Origin of the sequence: Variovorax atrisoli 110B, from assembly GCF_000382045.1 — a bacterium.
In the GTDB taxonomy this organism is placed as follows: domain Bacteria; phylum Pseudomonadota; class Gammaproteobacteria; order Burkholderiales; family Burkholderiaceae_C; genus Variovorax; species Variovorax atrisoli.
This window is the reverse complement of record NZ_KB907457.1, coordinates 78,435-94,035: the sequence shown is the minus strand read 5'-3', so window position 1 is coordinate 94,035 and position 15,601 is coordinate 78,435. Positions and strand designations below refer to the sequence as shown.

Sequence of the window (15,601 nt, the reverse complement as noted above, 5' to 3'; positions counted from 1 at the left end):
GATCCTCCGGTGTTGTTGTGAGGGGAGCAATCTAGGAAGCCGATGTGACCTGTCCGTGAATGTCCTTTCGCCTTTCGTCCTTCGCTGTTTGCCTTTCGCTTTCGTTCAGTGCGGATCGGCCGCGATCAGAGCATCCGAGAGACCCGGTCCGCCGCTTCGCGCAGCGCGGGCAGCATGGTCTCCTGCATCGCCTTCGCGCTGGTGCGGTTCGCCTGGCCGCTGATGTTGAGCGCGGCCACCATGCGGCCCTGCCTGTCGACGACTGGCGCGGCCACCGAGATCAGGCCCTCCTCGAGTTCCTGGTTCACCAGGCACCACTGCTGCTTGCGCGCCTGCGCGACCTTGGCCATGAGCGCGTCGATATCGGTGATCGTGTGCCGGGTCAGTGCCTCGATGTTCGAGGCTTCGAGCCGCGCGCGCACCTCGTCGTCGTCGAGGTCCGCCAGCAGCAGCCGGCCCAGCGAGGTGCAGTAGGCCGGCAGGCGCGAGCCCACGCCCAGGTTGATGTGCATGATCTTCTTGGTCGGCACCCGCAGCACGTAGACGATGTCGGTGGCATCGAGCACGGCGGCGGAGCACGACTCCTGCACCTGCTGCACCAGCGCCTCCATCACCGGCTCGGCGCGGTTCCAGATCGGCATCGATGAGAGATACGCGAAGCCCAGGTCGAGGATGCGCGGCGTGAGCGTGAAGAGCTTGCCGTCGGTCACCACGTAGCCCAGCGTCTGCAGCGTGAGCAGGATGCGCCGGGCGCCCGCGCGCGTCAGCCCGCTGCCGGCGGCCACCTCGCTGAGCGTCTGGTGCGGCGCATTGGCGCTGAACGAGCGGATCACCTGCAGCCCGCGCGCGAAGGACTGCACGTAGCTGTCGCCGGGGGCCGGTGTCTCGGGTTGTGACGCGTGGGTTGCCATGGTTCGCCTTCCTCTCTAGAATTCATTATACGAACAAATGTTCTTTAGACGAACAAATCGGCGGTTTGCAGAATCGGTCGGCGCGTTCAGGCGGATTCGTTTCTTCGTTCCCTTCCCTCACTTCCGGAGACAGGCTTCATGATCAACAAGATCGCGCGCTCGGTCGCCGATGCCCTCGCTGGCATCCCCGACGGCGCCACGGTTCTCATCGGTGGTTTCGGCACCGCCGGCATTCCCAACGAGCTCATCGACGGCCTCGTCGAGCAGGGCGCCAAGGACCTCACGGTCGTCAACAACAACGCGGGCAACGGCGAGACCGGCCTCGCGGCGCTGCTGAAGGCCGGCCGCGTGCGCAAGATCATCTGCAGCTTCCCGCGCCAGGCCGACAGCCAGGTGTTCGACGGGCTCTACCGCAGCGGCAAGATCGAGCTCGAACTCGTGCCCCAGGGCAACCTGGCCGAGCGCATCCGCGCCGCGGGCGCCGGCATCGGCGCCTTCTTCTGCCCCACGGGCTACGGCACGCAGCTGGCCGGCAACCGCGAGACCCGCGAGATCGACGGCAAGCAGTACGTGCTCGAGTACCCGATCCACGGCGACGTGGCGCTCATCAAGGCGGAGCGCGGCGACCGCTGGGGCAACCTGGTCTACCGCAAGGCGGCACGCAACTTCGGCCCGGTGATGGCCATGGCCGCGAAGAAGACCATCGCCACCGTGCACGACATCGCCGAGCTCGGCACCCTCGACCCCGAGACCATCGTCACCCCGGGCATCTTCGTGCACCAGGTGGTGCGCATCGAACGCGTGGCCACCCAGGCCGGCGGCTTCAAGAAGGCAGCATGACCATGAGCACGAACTACACACGCCGCACCAAGGACCAGCTCGCCGCACGCGTGGCGCAGGACATCTTCGACGGCGCCGTCGTCAACCTCGGCATCGGCCAGCCCACGCTGGTGGCCAACCATCTGCCCAAGGGCCGCGAAGTCATCCTGCAGAGCGAGAACGGCATCCTCGGCATGGGCCCCGCACCCGAGGCCGGCGAGGAGGACTACGACCTCATCAACGCAGGCAAGCAGCCCGTCACGCTGCTGCCGGGCGGCTCCTTCTTCCACCACGCCGACAGCTTCGCGATGATGCGCGGCGGCCACCTCGACATCTGCGTGCTCGGCGCCTTCCAGGTGTCGGCCACCGGCGACCTCGCCAACTGGCACACCGGCGAGAAGGACGCGATTCCCGCCGTCGGCGGCGCGATGGACCTCGCCATCGGTGCCAAGCAGACCTGGGTCATGATGGACCTGCTCACCAAGCAGGGCGTGAGCAAGCTGGTGAAGGAATGCACCTATCCGCTGACCGGCATCGGCTGCGTCAAGCGCGTGTACTCCGACCTCGCCACGCTCGAATGCACGCCGCAGGGCCTGAAGCTCGTCGACCTCGTCGACGGCCTGAGCCGCGAGGAGCTCGAGAAGCTCGTGGGTCTGCCCATCGCCGCCTGAGGCGAACTTCCGGGCGGGGCGCGAAGGAACTTCGGAAAATGGTCCGGGTTTTCTTTTGCGCCTTTCGCGAGACCTTCGCGTTCTCTGCGTCCGGTATCCGAATTCGATTCACTTCCAAGCGAGACACACCATGACCAACCAAGCCTTCATCTGCGACGCCGTTCGCACCCCCTTCGGCCGCTACGGCGGCTCGCTCAGCAGCGTTCGCACCGACGACCTCGGCGCCGTGCCGCTGAAGGCGCTGATGGAGCGCAACAAGAACGTCGACTGGCAGGCCGTGAGCGACGTGCTCTACGGATGCGCCAACCAGGCCGGCGAGGACAACCGCAACGTCGCGCGCATGTCGGCGCTGCTGGCGGGCCTGCCGATCGAACTCGGCGGCGCCACCATCAACCGCCTGTGCGGCTCGGGCCTCGATGCCGTGGGCACCGCGGCGCGTGCCATCCGTGCCGGTGAAGCCGGCCTCATGATCGCCGGCGGCGTGGAGAGCATGAGCCGCGCGCCCTTCGTCATGCCCAAGGCCGAGAGCGCCTTCAGCCGCAACAACGCGGTGTACGACACCACCATCGGCTGGCGCTTCGTCAACAAGCTCATGAAGGCGCAGTACGGTGTCGACTCGATGCCCGAGACGGCCGAGAACGTGGCCACCGACTACAAGATCGAGCGCGAGGCGCAGGACCTGATGGCGCTGAACTCGCAGCTGCGCGCCGTGGCGTCGCAGAAGTCGGGCTTCTTCGACGCCGAGATCGTGCCCGTGACCGTGCCGCAGAAGAAGGGCGACCCCATCGTCGTCAACAAGGACGAGCATCCGCGCGAGACCAGCCTCGAATCGCTGGCCAAGCTCAAGGGCGTGGTGCGCCCCGACGGCACCGTCACCGCGGGCAATGCCAGCGGCGTGAACGACGGCGCCTGCGCGCTGCTGCTGGCCGACGAAGCCAGCGCCGCCAAGCACGGCCTTACGCCGCGTGCCCGCGTGGTCGGCATGGCCACCGCCGGCGTCGCGCCGCGCGTGATGGGCATCGGCCCCGCGCCCGCCACGCAGAAGGTGCTGGCGCTCACCGGCCTGAAGCTCGACCAGATCGACGTGATCGAACTCAACGAAGCCTTCGCCGCGCAGGGCCTCGCCGTGCTGCGCCTGCTGGGCCTGAAGGACGACGACGCGCGCGTCAACATCAACGGCGGCGCCATTGCGCTGGGCCATCCGCTGGGCGCCAGCGGCGCGCGCCTTGCCACCACCGCCGTGAACCAGCTGCACAAGGGCGGCGGCCGCTATGCGCTCTGCACGATGTGCATCGGCGTGGGGCAGGGCATCGCGGTGATCCTCGAACGCGTCTGACGACCGGACCGCGGCGAAACGAAAAAACAACCAGAGAAGCAAGAAGACAAGCCATCGGCAGCCGCGGCAACAGCGGCCCGATGGCATTTTTTTAACCAAAGAGGATGAAAGAGAAGGATCAGAGGATGAACCACACGTCGAAGAAGACTACGCGCCGCGGCGCCGGCATTGCCGCTCTCGCGCTGGCCGCCGCAGCCCTGTTGCCCGCGGCCGCGTCCGCGCAGCAGGCCTTTCCCACCAAGCCCGTGCGCATCATCACGCCGTTCCCCGTGGGCGGCGGCCCCGATGGCGTGGCCCGCCTGGTGGCCGACAAGCTCTCTCGCGCCTGGGGCCAGCCCGTGGTGGTCGAGAACCGCCCCGGCGGCAACGGCTTCATCGCCATCGATGCCTTCAAGCGCGGCGCGAAGGACGGCCACGACATCATCGTGCTCGACAACGTGCACCTTGCAGCATACCCGGCGCTCTTCAAGAAGCTGCCCTACGACACGAGCAAGGACTTCGACGCGCTGCTGCCGCTGTTCAAGACATACTTCTTCTTCACCGTCGCGACCAACAGCAAGTACAAGACCATCGGCGACCTGATCGCCGACGCCAAGGCCAACCCCGGCAAGCTGGACTACGGCTCGTGGTCCGTGGGCAACCCGGTGCACCTGGGCTCGGAGCTCTTCGAATCGGCCACCGGCACGCAGATGGAGCACATCGTCTACAAGGAAACCACGCAGCTCTACACCTCGGTGGCCACGGGCGAACTGGCCTTCGCGCTGGGCAGCAGCGCCACCGCCGGCCCGCTGCAACGCGCGAACAAGCTGCGCTTCCTGGCAGCCGCCGCGCCGCAGCGCGTGGCAGCCTTCCCCGACGTGCCGACGGTCGGCGAATCGGGCGGCCCGAAGGGCTTCGAGGTCATCGGCTGGAACGCCATCGCCGTGCCCAAGGGCCTGAGCGCATCGGTCACCGAGAAGATCAAGCGCGACATCGAGAAGGGCCTGGCCGAGCCCGACGTGCTGGAGAAGTTCAAGAGCTTCGGCTACGAGCCCTTCCCGACCACGCGCCCGCAGTTCGACGAGTTCGTGGCGAGCGAGACCAGGCGCTTCACCGACGTGATCCGCAAGGCGAACGTGTCGCTGGACTGACGTGGCGGGCGCAGGCGCCTCATCGCGCCGCCGCGCGCAGCGTGTGTACCGTGGCGGCCGGCCGTTGTTCAGGCAGCGGCCTGCCCCAGCCCTCGGGCAGCTCGTGCAGCACCGCCTTCGCGTCGAGCGAGCGGATCGCCACCGAGTTGTCCGCCGGAATGCGCCCCTGCGCCAGCAGCGCCTCGTAGCGCAGGGCGCTCACCCGAAGGAACGAGGCGAAGTTGCCGACCTCGCCGCGCGCGGCCACCAACTCGTCGTACAGCCGCTCGATGAGCTGCACCACGACCATGCCGTCGCGCCGCGCGATTTCTTCCAGCACCTGCCAGAACAGGTTCTCCAGCCGGATGCTGGTGACCACGCCGTGCAGCCGCACCGAGCGCGTGCGCGCGTCGTAGCTCTGCGGATCGGCGCTGATGAAGACCTCGCACATGGTGGTTGTCTCCTTTGCTCGAAGGAAGGTGGGCGACGCCGCACTGTAGCGCCGTCCGCCCGTCCGAAGCTCAATGCGCGATGCGCGTACCCAGCACCGCGAGGAACTGCGCGAGCCATGCCGGATGCGCCGGCCATGCGGGCGCGGTGACCAGGTTGCGGTCGGTCACGGCCTGGTCGACCGGGATGCCCATGTATTCGGCACCCGCGAGTTCCACCTCCACCTGGCAGGCCGGATAGGCCGACACCTTGCGGCCCTTGAGCAGCCCCGTGGCTGCGAGCAGCTGTGCGCCATGGCACACGGCCGCCAGCGGCTTGTCGGTGGCGAGGAAGTGCCGCGCGATCTCGACCACGCGGCTGTTCATGCGCAGGTACTCGGGTGCGCGGCCGCCCGGGATGAGGAGCGCGTCATAGGCCTCGGGACGGACGTCGGCGAAGTTGGCGTTGAGCGTGAAGCGGTGCCCTGGCTTCTCGCTGTAGGTCTGCGCACCCTCGAAGTCGTGGACGGCGGTGTGGATCCAGTCGCCGGCCTTCTTGTCCGGCGCCACCGCATGGACCGTGTGGCCCACGGCCAGCAGGGCTTGGAAGGGCACCATGGTTTCGTAGTCTTCGGCGTAGTCGCCGCACAGCATCAGGATCTTGCGCGCCATGTGGTTTGTCTCCTTCGGATGAGGTTGGAATGCGGCCCAGCCCGGCCCGGCCCGGCCCGGCCCCGCCCGGCGCGGTGGACCTGGGCGCGGGCCGTTTCCGGATTATTCGAAGGAGCAAGGTGCGGCGGGTAGCAGCCGGCTGTGACCGGTCTGCCGGCCCGGCGTCTTCAGATGAGCGTCACCGCCACGCCACGGCGCGCCGCGCCGTGCTTCACCGCGGGCGCGATGCCGGCGTAGAAGAAGCCCAGGTCGTCTTCCGGGCCGTTGGTGGCGCGCCCGCGCACCTTGCCCATCACGCACACGCCGATCTGCGCGTCGCCCTGGCCGATGACGAGCACGAAGGGGTTGTCCCCGTCGCCGCGTGTGGGAGGGGAGAGTGCGTGGCTGCAGTGGCTAACAGAAGTTCGTAGAAGTTGCAGGGCATGCGCAAGAGCCGTGGGCCGCAGCGGGGGCGTCACCGATCTGCCTTTTGCGCTGAATAGCCTCGCTCAGGGTTTTCCCGCATCCCCGGGCAAGCCTCTCACGGACCGACAGACAACCCACAGAAAAGACCAGCCATGAAGACCTCACAGATCACCCTCGCTGCCGCGCTCGCCCTGCTTGCCTTCGCTTCCTTGCCTGCCCAGGCCCAGCAGCGCACCCGCGAAGCCGTCGAAGCCGAAGCCATCGCCGCCGCCCACGCCAAGGATCAGAACGTCACCCGCGGCTCACGCGGTGCCGATCCGTTCACCTCCACGGCCGACCCCGAGGCCGTGTACAAGCAGGCCGTCGACACCGCCCACGCGCCCAACCAGAACGTGACGCGTGGTTCGCGCGGCCCGGACCCGTTCACCTCCAGCCGCGACCCGGAGCAGGTCTACCGCGAAGCCATGGCCACCGCCGCCGCGCCCGACCAGAACGTGACCAGCGGCTCGCGCGTCAACAGCAAGGTCATCTCGACCATGCAGAACCCGGTGCTGCAGTCGGCACAGGGCAAGTAAGCGCTTCGCCGGAAGACTCCGCCGCTACGCGTTGCGTGCGCGGCGCGCGGGTTCGGCCTGGTGCAGGAATCCGGTGAAGGTGTCCGGCGGCGACGAGCCGGTCAGCCGGGTCAGGATCCGGCCCACCTCGCCCCGGTGATAGCCCGCGTGCGTCGCCACGTGGGCCAGCATCTCCTCGCGCGACATCCGGCCCGCTGCGCCGTCGGTGAAGCTGAAGTCGATGCGCTCCTCGAGCTCGCGCGGGCCCAGGCGTGCGACGTAGTCGATGTACCAGCGGTCGGTCTCCCGCACTGCTTCGGCCAGCGTCTCCAGTGGCGGCGGCTCGGGTGCGCCCGTCGCGGTGTGGCCGTGCGGCAGCCGCTGCACGTTGGCGACGAAGATCCGGTCGACGATGCAGGCGTGGTTGAACACCCGTGCGGCCGTGCGGTATTCGTCGGCAGGCCCGTTGGCCGCAAGATCGGCCAGGCCCGCCAGCAGGCCTTCGTCGGCCCAGGCCTTGTAGCTGAACAGCGAAGCCAGAAGCGTCTGCGTACTCATCACAATCTCCCCTCGGCAGTTGAACGTTGAACGCACGCCTTTGCGTGCGCTCCCATTCTTGAGTGGAGCCTCGAACTTGGGTACTCGCATTCCCCCACAGCGCAGGACCATGCGCAAAGCGCCCCGGCAGCAGCGTTCGCGCGTCACGGTGGACGCGATCGTCGAGGCCGCAACTCGCGTTCTGGCGCGCCGCGGATGGGCGCGCTTCACCACCAACGAGATCGCGGCGGTGGCGGGCGTCAGCGTCGGCTCGCTCTACCAGTACTTCCCGGACAAGCTGGCCATCGCCGAGGCGATACGCCAGCGCCACCTCGACGAGGTGCTCGCGGCGCTGGGCCGTTGCGACGAAGAGGGCGATCCCGCGGCCACGTTCCCGCGCCGCGTGGAGCGCTTCGTCGATGGCGTCATCGCGGCCCATTCGGTCGATCAGGCCCTGCATCGCGTGCTCGTCGACGAAGTGCCGCTGGCCGCGCGTTCGAGCTATCCCGAGTTCGAGGCGGAATACCAGCGGCGTTACCGCGCCCTGGTCGCGGAAAGCCGAGAGCCGGCAGAAAGAGAAAGCGCCGACGCCGACATCGCCGCCCGCATGCTCTCGTCGGCGGTCGAGGGGGCCGTCCACTCGGCGGCGCGTCGCGGCGACCTGGATGCTCCCGCGATGCGGTCCGAGCTCGTCAGGCTGGTCCTGGCCTACCTGAGCGACCGCCGGCGCACGGACTGAACTCCATCGGCATTCGGGTTGCCCGCGTGGACACTGCCCCCGCACCCTGACCACAATGCCCCCGCCCCGTGCCTTTGCGGGTGCTGAAAGGTCATCGCAATGAAAAAAATGCTCGTGCCGGCTTGCCTGGCCCTGGCTCAGATGATGGTCGTGCAGGTGGCGTCCGCCCAGTCCTCGGGCGAAGCGGATCCCTCCCAGGGCAAGGCCCGGCCTACCGCGCCCACCACCAAGGCGGAGCGCGCCGAGGCTCGCAAGGAACGCCGCGCCGAAGGCGCCGCCGCGGCGCGCGGACCGCAGATGCAGGAGGGTGAGGTCCGGGCGACGACCGCGCCCCGGATGTCGAGGGAAGAACGCCGCGCCGCGACGGCCAAGCGCCGGGCGGCCAATCGGGAGGCGATGAAGGCAGGCCAGCTGTCGCGCGGCGGCAGCAACGACGCGCCCGAGAAGCAGAAGAAACCCTGAAGCCGAGCGGCGCGCCGTGCCGGCGCTGACCGGGTTGGAACAGGCCTGAGCTTCAGGCCAGGGCCCTGGCCGAGCGCATCTGCAGCAGGGCCAGCATCCGGGCTTCCTCCGCGTCGCGCAGGCTCTTGGCGGCGCGGCTCGCGGCGTACGTCACGTAGAGCGTCTCGATCGCCTTGGCCCAGCACTGGACCGTCTGGTAGGGGCTGCTGGCGCTCCCGGGGATCGCGGGCACGGCGTACCCGGCCTTGCGCAGGATGTTGGCTTTGTGTTCAGTGCTCAGCATGGCGTGCTCCCCGGTTCGATGGTGGGAGCGCCTCAAGCCCCCGGTTTTGATGATGGGAGCACATTAACTGCGATGCGCCATGTTCGCTATTAGCTACATGACGTATCCAGATGTAGGAGAAGACAACCTGGGCTAAGCCGTAAGGCTTAGCCGGCGTTGCCCGCCTGCCACACGAGTGTGGCGGCGGTGAGATCCTCGAGTGCGCTGCCGACGGCCTTGAATACGGTTCGTTCGGCGTCGTCCGAGCGGCCCGGGCGCTCCCCGCGGCACAGCGCGGCCAGCGTGCCGCGCACTTCCTCCTTGCGCAGCGTTCCGGCGGCCATCGCGTCCAGCAGGTCGCCGGCCTTCTGCAGCGCCTCGTCGGTGTCGACCCAGGTCAGGGCGCCGTCGAAGCACCTCGCGTCGGCTTCCCGCATCGCGGGGGTGAAGCTGCCGATCAGGTCGAGGTGCGAGCCCGGAGCCAGCCACTCGCCGCGCACGAGGGGCGAGGTGGCCAGGGTCGCGCAGCTCACGATGTCGGCCTGCCGCACCGCGGCTTCGAGGTCCGGTGCCGCGCGCGCGTTCCAGCCTTCGGCGCGCCACTGAGCGGCCAGCGCTTGCGCGCCTTCGGGCCGGTGGTTCCACACCCACAGTTCGTCGATGGGGCGCACGCTCGCATGCGCGGCCGGCAGCATGCGCGCGATGCGGCCGGTGCCCAGCACCAGCAGCCGGCGAGCGTCGGTTCGCGCCAGGAACGACGCACCCAGCGCCGAGGCGGCGGCCGTGCGCCGGGCGGTGATCTCGTTGCCGTCCATCATCGCCAGCGGCACGCCGGTGCGCGCGTCGTAGAGCACATAGGTCGCGTGCAGGCCGGGCAGGCCGTGCTCGCTGTTGGCCGGGAAGATGTTGATCGTCTTGATACCCAGGAAGCCGGCGTCGCTCCACGCCGGCATGATGAGCACGGTGCCCTTGCGCGTGCCGCCGTCGCCGTTGCCCGCCTCGGTCTCGATGACGTGCACGTGGCGCGGCGGCACCTGCGCCCCGGCGGCGAAGGCCGCGCGCAGCGCAGGAACCAGCCGGTCGAAGGACAGTGGCGCGCGGGTGGCGGCTTCGTCGAAATGCCTCATGGCCGTCGTCTCATTGCTGCAGCGGATGGAGTGCCGACTCGAAGAACTCGGTCAGCGCCTTGCGGTAGGCCGAGCCGTAGCGCAGGGCCGTCATCGGCTCGAGATGCGCGGCGCTCGGCACCTCGATCAGCCGCTTGGGCTCGCGCGCGTCGGCCAGCAGCCGCCTGGAGTGCGAGATCGGGATCACCTGGTCCGCCGTGCCGTGGATCAGCAGCAGCGGAATCGGCGATATGGCCGCCACGTACTTCGATGCCGCGTAGTCGTCGTTCACCAGCAGGCCTGCGCCGCTGAGTTTCTCGTTGGCGATCGCCGAATAGGAATAGAAGGTCGACTCGATGGCTGCGGCCTTCACGCCCGCGCGGTTGCCCGAGCCCACCACCGCGATCGCGTTGGTGCCGCCCAGGCTCTGGCCGAAGACGAAAAGCCGCTCGGGGTCGACGTCCTTGCGCGAGCGCACGTAGTTCAGCGCCGCGTTGGAGTCCTCGAACACGCCCTTGGGCTCGGGCTTGCCTTCCGACTGGCCGTAGCCGCGGTAGTCGAACACGAACACGTTGTAGTCCCGCTTGGGCAGCCAGGCCACGAAGCGCCAGTGCGTGCTCATGTTCTGCGCGTTGCCGTGGAAATGCACCACCGTGCCCTTGGCTTCCCTCGGGTCCTGGCGGTTCTCCGCGGGCAGGAACCAGCCGCTCAGGCGCGTGCCGTCGGCGCTGGTGAACTGCACGTTCTCGTAGCGCATGCCCAGCGCCTCGGGCGTCTCGTAGCGAACGCTGTCGGGGTAATAGAACAACGACTGCACGCAGCCGCCCAGCAAGAGCGGCAAGGCGCACATCGCCAGCCTTCCGAACCAGCGACGCATCGCGCCGCCCTTCATGCGGGCTTCCCGCCGGCGACAGCCGCGCGGCTTTCCGCAAGCATGTTGCAGAACAGCGCCCCCTGCTCGATGGCATCGTCGAGCGCCACGTGCGTGTGCGGCAGTCCGGCGTCGAACCAGCGGCGCGGCATGGCGCGCTTGGTGCTGTCGCGGTAGTCGAGCTTCAGCATCGCCATCGCGAACGACTTCACGTCGAGTGCCGAGTGGCTGAACGGGCTCTCGCCCGCGAAGCGCATCAGGTACCAGTAGACGAAGAGAAAGTCGAAGCCCGCCGGGTACGCGACGAACACCGGCCGCGCGTTCAGGCCCTTGAGCCAGCTCACGTAGTTCTTCATGGCGTGGGCCGGGTCCTGCAGGTCGGCGCGGCACGCGGCCCAGGCCTCGGGCTGGGTCTTCCACCATGCGGCGGTCTTGGGGTCGGCCTGAGCGCCGGGCAGCGTGTGCAGGTTGGCGCTGAAGGTGGAGACGAGTTGCTTGTCGGCCGTGTAGGCGGCCGAGCCGAAGCTGAGCATCGAATTCGGGCCCGGTATGGGGCCGTCGGATTCGACGTCGGTGCTTATGTAGATTTCTGGCATGTGTTGTTCTTATTGGATGGAGGGCAAGAACGAGGCTGCACGCCGCAGATGAAAGACGTGCATGTCGCGCCACTTGCCTGTCGAGTTCTCGATCAGCGCGATCTCGATGCAGGCCGCATGCACAGCTCCCGATGCGGCCAGGCGCGCTCGGAGTTCGTCCGCCGCCGCATCTGCATCGAGCGCCTTGCCGTGCGCCACAGACAGATGCGGAACGACGCTGTCGTGCTCGCCACCGTACGGCGGAAATTCGGGAAACGCTTCCACGAGCGCCAGCGTCATCTCGATGAATGGTGCCGCCGGCTCAGGTGCGAGATACGCGGTTTCCGGAAAACGCCCGACCTTGTTCAGTGCGAAGGAGAACGATGGTGTTCGGCTCAGGGCCTGTCGGGCACGCTCCAGGACTTCCGGCGTGATGCGCGCCGGGTCCATGAATGGAACGAGCACCGTGATGTGTGCGGGCACGCCAAGGGCCGAGGTGGCGTCGTAGAGCCGGCGCAGGTCGCCCACCATGGGCTCGGCGGCGGGAACCTTCACGGCGAATGCGGAGATGGCCATGGCGGCGGAGGATAGCTCAGGCGTTGGCGATCCGGCCCCATTCCAGGCCGTGCTTGGCGAGGTACTTGCGAAGCCGGTCGGCGTCGTTCACCACGCTGCGTTGCGCGCGCGAAGCCTGGAAGAGCTGGCGACCCGCGTCCGACAGGCTGCGCGACTGACGGCAGACGCGCACCACCGCCTCGAGCTGCAGGCGGTCGAACAGGTCGAGCGCTGCGCTGCGTTCCTCGCCGAGCAGGGCATCGAGATCCACGCCTTCGGTTGTGGGCGGCGCGGTGCCCGCGTGCTTCCACAGCCAACGCAGCCGCGCGATCTCGGCTTCCACCAGCGCGACCGGGATGCGCCCGCCGTCGGCCAGCGTGGCCAGCCGCGTCACGCTGGCCGAGAGGTCGCGGAAGTTGCCGCTCCAGATCGCCTCGCCGCTTTGCGCGAAGCGCAGGTAGGCGGCGCGCGCCTCGGCGTTGAAGCGCACCACGCGGTTGTTCTCGGCGGCATGGAGGGCCAGCAGATGGTCGACGTTGGGTTCGATGTCCTCCGGTCGTTTCGCGAGGCCGGGCAGGTCGTAGGTCCAGAGGTTGATGCGCGCGAACAGGTCTTCGCGGAAGCGGCCCTCGGCGACGTCGCTGCGCAGGTCACGGTTGGTGCCGGCGATCAGCTGGAAGTCGCTTTCCACCTCCTTGTCGGCGCCCACGGGGAAGAAGCGCTTCTCCTCGATGGCCTTCAGCAGCATCGCCTGCTCGTCGAGGCCGAGCTCGCCGATCTCGTCGAGGAAGAGTGCGCCCTGGTGCGCGGTGCGCAGCAGGCCCGCGCGGTCGGCGGCGGCACCGGTGAACGAGCCCTTCTTGTGGCCGAAGAGCGTGGAGGCCGCGCCGTCGCCGCGCAGCGTCGCGCAGTTCACTTCGACGAACGGGCCCGTCATCTGGTGGCGCGACTGCTTCAGCTCGAACATGCGCCGTGCCAGGAACGACTTGCCCGCGCCCGTCGGCCCCACCAGCAGGATGGGCGCGCGCGAGCGCACGGCGACGCGCTCGATCTCGTCGATCAGCGCGTTGAAGCGCGCGTTGCGCGTGGCGATGCCGCTCTTGAGGAAGGCGACTGCGTCGCGCTGCTCCGCGTCGAAGCGCCGCGCGATCACGTCGTAGCGCGAGAGGTCGAGGTCGATCAGCGTGCACTTGCCGGCCTCGCCCTCGCGCTGCTTCTTCGGCGGCGATGTCTGCGCGAGCACGCCGGGCACCACGCGCGATTCGGACAGCAGGAACATGCAGATTTGCGCGACGTGCGTGCCGGTGGTGATGTGGGTCCAGTACTGCTCGCGCTCGGTATCGAAGCTGTAGCCGCGCGCCCAGTCGTAAAGGCGCGTGTAGACCTCGCCGAAGTCCCACGGGTCGGCGAGGTCGAGCGGCACGAGGTTGACCGTGGTCTCGGGCGACACGGTGGCGATGTCGGCCTTCACCACCTCGGCCAGCGCCTTGTGCCGCAGCGTGTAGAGCAGCTCCATGCGCGAGACGACCATGTCTTCGTGCTGCGCGAGCGAGACGGTGGGTCGCCACTTGTTCCAGCGGCCCGCGCCCTGGCCGGCGTCGAGCTGGGTGCCGAGGAAGCCGATGACGACGATGGGTTTCTTCTTCATTTGGATAAATGGCTATCCAAAATTATAGGAAATGATCAGTTGGGAAAGATGGTAAGAGGCGATTGATCGTGTCTGATTAGAAAAAACTCAATCAAATCAATGGCTTGGAAAGATCAATCACCAGGAGGCTGAACGCTGGCACACCCGTTGCAATAAGGATCGCAACTCAAGAAAACAACCGACAAAAAAGAACCGAACAAGGAGAAGTCGCATGGCCAACCTTCAACTCTTCCAGACGCTGCGCGGTGCCCTGCAACCCGCTGCCGATGCCCGCAACGAAGCCGGCGGCGCCGCCTATGCGCTGTCCCCCAAGCATCGTCTGGCGCAGCTCGCTGCCACCGGCTGCCTGAACAACACGTTCCACGCACAGGCCCAGGACCAACTGGACGCCGTGCTGGCCCTCGCTCGCGAGATCGATCCATTGTTCGTGGCGAAGACCGCCGTGTATGCCCGCCGCGCAGGCCACATGAAGGACATGCCGGCGCTGCTGGCCGCCACGCTGGCGGTGCGCGACGTGTCGCTGCTCCCCAAGGTGTTCGGCCGCGTGGTCGACAACGGCAAGATGCTGCGCAACTTCGCGCAGATGCTGCGATCCGGCGCGGTGGGCCGCAAGTCCCTGGGTACGCGTCCGAAGAAGCTGGTGCAGCAATGGCTGCTCGAGGCGACCGAGGCTCAGCTGCTGAACGCTGCCGTGGGCAACACGCCGTCGCTGGCCGATGTGGTGAAGATGGTTCACCCCAAGCCCGTCGAGGCCTGGCGCGCCGCATGGTTCGCATGGCTGATCGATCGTCCGTATGCGCTGGAGGCGCTGCCTCCGGTGACTCAGGCCTTCGAGCGCTTCAAGCGTGACCGTGCGCAAGAGGTTCCGGATGTGCCGTTCCAGATGCTGACCGCACTGGAGCTGGACAAGCATGCGTGGGCGCAGATTGCGCAGCGCGGTTCGTGGCAGATGGTGCGTCAGAACCTGAACACCTTCGCCCGCCACGGCGTGTTCGCACTGCCCGGCCTTGCCGAAGCAGTGGCTGCCAAGCTGCGTGATCCGCAGGCGGTGGCCAAGGCTCGTGTATTGCCGTACCAGCTGATGGCGGCCTGGAAGGCTGCCGGTGCCGATGTGCCGCATGTGGTGAAGGAAGCGCTGCAGGACGCGATGGAACTCGCGCTGGCCAACGTGCCGGAGTTCGAGGGCCGCGTGGTGGTGTGTCCGGACGTGTCGGGCTCGATGAGCTCGTCGGTGACGGGGCACCGCGGTTCGGCGACCTCGACGGTGCGATGCATCGACGTGGCTGCGCTGGTGGCTGCCGCCATGCTGCGCCGCAATGCCGATGCGCGCGTGCTGCCCTTCGAGACGAAGGTGGTTTCGCTGCAACTGAATCCTCGCGATTCGGTGATGACCAACGCGGCCAAGCTGGCGGCGGTAGGCGGCGGCGGGACCTCGTGCAGCGCGCCGCTGGCATTGCTGAACCGCGAGAAGGCGCAAGCCGACCTGGTGGTGCTGGTATCGGACAACGAGTCGTGGGCAGACCCCGCACGCGGCCGCGGTACCGCCACCATGCAGGAATGGGCGGCGTTCAAGAAGCGCAACCCGAAGGCGCGGATGGTGTGCATCGACATCCAGCCTTATGCGACTACCCAGGCGCAGGAGCGCGACGATGTGCTGAACATCGGCGGCTTCAGCGATGAAGTGTTCAAGCTGCTGGCGGTGTATGCCGCGGGTGGCCTGGGCGCCGACCACTGGGTGGGTGTGATCGAGGAAACCTCGATCTGAAGGACAGGAGAGTGCCGCGGGCTCGGCTCGTGGTACTCCTCCCACGAATTGATAGATGTCGTCGTCCGGCGAATGCAGATGTGAGTACATCCAGCCATGTTCTCCTCACATCGAACGTTAGTCGCCGGTCGGGGACGCCAAGTTGAAGTGTGAATGCAGGCAGGACTACATCTGGA

General features: G+C 67.8%; 19 protein-coding genes. 8 read left to right on the top strand and 11 right to left on the bottom strand.

Translation table 11 applies throughout. From position 1 onward, the window contains the following. Positions 1-125 precede the first annotated feature (125 nt). Positions 126-911 carry an IclR family transcriptional regulator domain-containing protein gene (locus G369_RS0121870; RefSeq protein ID WP_019656176.1) on the bottom strand — a complete coding sequence of 262 codons (786 nt, stop codon included), beginning with the start codon at positions 909-911 and terminating at the stop codon, positions 126-128. A 138-nt stretch (positions 912-1,049) separates the two neighbouring features. Between G369_RS0121870 and G369_RS0121865 the strand changes: the two genes are divergently transcribed. The 4 genes from G369_RS0121865 to G369_RS0121850 all read left to right on the top strand — a co-directional run bounded on the left by G369_RS0121865 (position 1,050) and on the right by G369_RS0121850 (position 4,867). Next, positions 1,050-1,751, top strand: a complete 702-nt coding sequence (locus G369_RS0121865) for a 3-oxoacid CoA-transferase subunit A (protein WP_019656175.1) — start codon at positions 1,050-1,052, stop codon at positions 1,749-1,751. Continuing rightward, complete coding sequence (locus G369_RS0121860) at positions 1,748-2,401, top strand: 3-oxoacid CoA-transferase subunit B (protein ID WP_019656174.1); 654 nt, start codon at positions 1,748-1,750, stop codon at positions 2,399-2,401. The genes G369_RS0121865 and G369_RS0121860 overlap by 4 nt, the downstream gene beginning before the upstream one ends. Positions 2,402-2,531: 130 nt before the next feature. Beyond that, a complete protein-coding gene (pcaF, locus tag G369_RS0121855) occupies positions 2,532-3,737 on the top strand; it encodes a 3-oxoadipyl-CoA thiolase (RefSeq protein WP_019656173.1) in 1,206 nt (401 codons plus the stop codon). Positions 3,738-3,862: 125 nt separating this feature from the next. Then, positions 3,863-4,867, top strand: coding sequence for a Bug family tripartite tricarboxylate transporter substrate binding protein (locus tag G369_RS0121850; RefSeq protein ID WP_019656172.1), 1,005 nt, complete (start codon positions 3,863-3,865; stop codon positions 4,865-4,867). Positions 4,868-4,886: 19 nt separating this feature from the next. On the opposite strand, the gene G369_RS0121845 is transcribed toward G369_RS0121850, so the two are convergent. From G369_RS0121845 to G369_RS38685, 3 genes are all read right to left on the bottom strand, one after another. Continuing rightward, a complete protein-coding gene (locus G369_RS0121845; protein WP_019656171.1) occupies positions 4,887-5,297 on the bottom strand; it encodes a ribbon-helix-helix domain-containing protein in 411 nt (136 codons plus the stop codon). 70 nt (positions 5,298-5,367) lie between these two features. Beyond that, the gene (locus tag G369_RS0121840) at positions 5,368-5,946 is read right to left on the bottom strand and encodes a DJ-1/PfpI family protein (protein WP_019656170.1); all 579 of its coding nucleotides are present in this window, start codon (positions 5,944-5,946) and stop codon (positions 5,368-5,370) included. 167 nt (positions 5,947-6,113) lie between these two features. Continuing rightward, on the bottom strand, positions 6,114-6,284 hold the full coding sequence (locus tag G369_RS38685) for a hypothetical protein (RefSeq protein WP_019656169.1): 171 nt from the start codon (positions 6,282-6,284) through the stop codon (positions 6,114-6,116). Between the two features lie 219 nt (positions 6,285-6,503). Here G369_RS38685 and G369_RS0121830 point away from each other — a divergent pair, with 219 nt between their 5' ends. Next, a complete protein-coding gene (locus tag G369_RS0121830) occupies positions 6,504-6,926 on the top strand; it encodes a hypothetical protein (protein WP_019656168.1) in 423 nt (140 codons plus the stop codon). Positions 6,927-6,950: 24 nt separating this feature from the next. Here the strand turns inward: G369_RS0121830 and G369_RS0121825 are convergent, their stop codons facing one another. Next, on the bottom strand, positions 6,951-7,463 hold the full coding sequence (locus tag G369_RS0121825; RefSeq protein WP_019656167.1) for a DinB family protein: 513 nt from the start codon (positions 7,461-7,463) through the stop codon (positions 6,951-6,953). A 109-nt stretch (positions 7,464-7,572) separates the two neighbouring features. Here G369_RS0121825 and G369_RS0121820 point away from each other — a divergent pair, with 109 nt between their 5' ends. Together G369_RS0121820 and G369_RS0121815 are read left to right on the top strand one after the other, a co-directional pair. Further along, positions 7,573-8,181 (top strand): TetR/AcrR family transcriptional regulator, encoded by a 609-nt coding sequence (locus G369_RS0121820; protein WP_019656166.1) that lies wholly within the window; start codon positions 7,573-7,575, stop codon positions 8,179-8,181. A 99-nt stretch (positions 8,182-8,280) separates the two neighbouring features. Continuing rightward, a complete protein-coding gene (locus G369_RS0121815; protein WP_038115491.1) occupies positions 8,281-8,643 on the top strand; it encodes a hypothetical protein in 363 nt (120 codons plus the stop codon). 52 nt (positions 8,644-8,695) lie between these two features. On the opposite strand, the gene G369_RS0121810 is transcribed toward G369_RS0121815, so the two are convergent. The 6 genes from G369_RS0121810 to rtcR all read right to left on the bottom strand — a co-directional run bounded on the left by G369_RS0121810 (position 8,696) and on the right by rtcR (position 13,660). After that, positions 8,696-8,926, bottom strand: coding sequence for a hypothetical protein (locus tag G369_RS0121810; protein ID WP_019656164.1), 231 nt, complete (start codon positions 8,924-8,926; stop codon positions 8,696-8,698). Between the two features lie 146 nt (positions 8,927-9,072). Next, positions 9,073-10,032 carry a bifunctional Delta(1)-pyrroline-2-carboxylate/Delta(1)-piperideine-2-carboxylate reductase gene (gene lhpI / locus G369_RS0121805; protein WP_019656163.1) on the bottom strand — a complete coding sequence of 320 codons (960 nt, stop codon included), beginning with the start codon at positions 10,030-10,032 and terminating at the stop codon, positions 9,073-9,075. A gap of 10 nt (positions 10,033-10,042) precedes the next feature. Next, positions 10,043-10,888, bottom strand: coding sequence for an alpha/beta hydrolase (locus G369_RS0121800; RefSeq protein WP_240650044.1), 846 nt, complete (start codon positions 10,886-10,888; stop codon positions 10,043-10,045). Between the two features lie 11 nt (positions 10,889-10,899). Next, positions 10,900-11,478: a 3'-5' exonuclease family protein gene (locus tag G369_RS0121795; RefSeq protein ID WP_019656161.1), complete on the bottom strand. Its 579-nt coding sequence runs from the start codon at positions 11,476-11,478 to the stop codon at positions 10,900-10,902. 9 nt (positions 11,479-11,487) lie between these two features. Then, positions 11,488-12,033: a 2'-5' RNA ligase family protein gene (locus G369_RS0121790; protein ID WP_019656160.1), complete on the bottom strand. Its 546-nt coding sequence runs from the start codon at positions 12,031-12,033 to the stop codon at positions 11,488-11,490. A 16-nt stretch (positions 12,034-12,049) separates the two neighbouring features. Further along, positions 12,050-13,660, bottom strand: a complete 1,611-nt coding sequence (gene rtcR / locus G369_RS0121785; protein ID WP_019656159.1) for an RNA repair transcriptional activator RtcR — start codon at positions 13,658-13,660, stop codon at positions 12,050-12,052. A gap of 211 nt (positions 13,661-13,871) precedes the next feature. On the opposite strand from rtcR, the gene G369_RS0121780 reads away from it, so the two are divergent. After that, positions 13,872-15,425: a vWA domain-containing protein gene (locus G369_RS0121780; RefSeq protein WP_019656158.1), complete on the top strand. Its 1,554-nt coding sequence runs from the start codon at positions 13,872-13,874 to the stop codon at positions 15,423-15,425. The last annotated feature ends 176 nt before the right edge of the window (positions 15,426-15,601 follow it).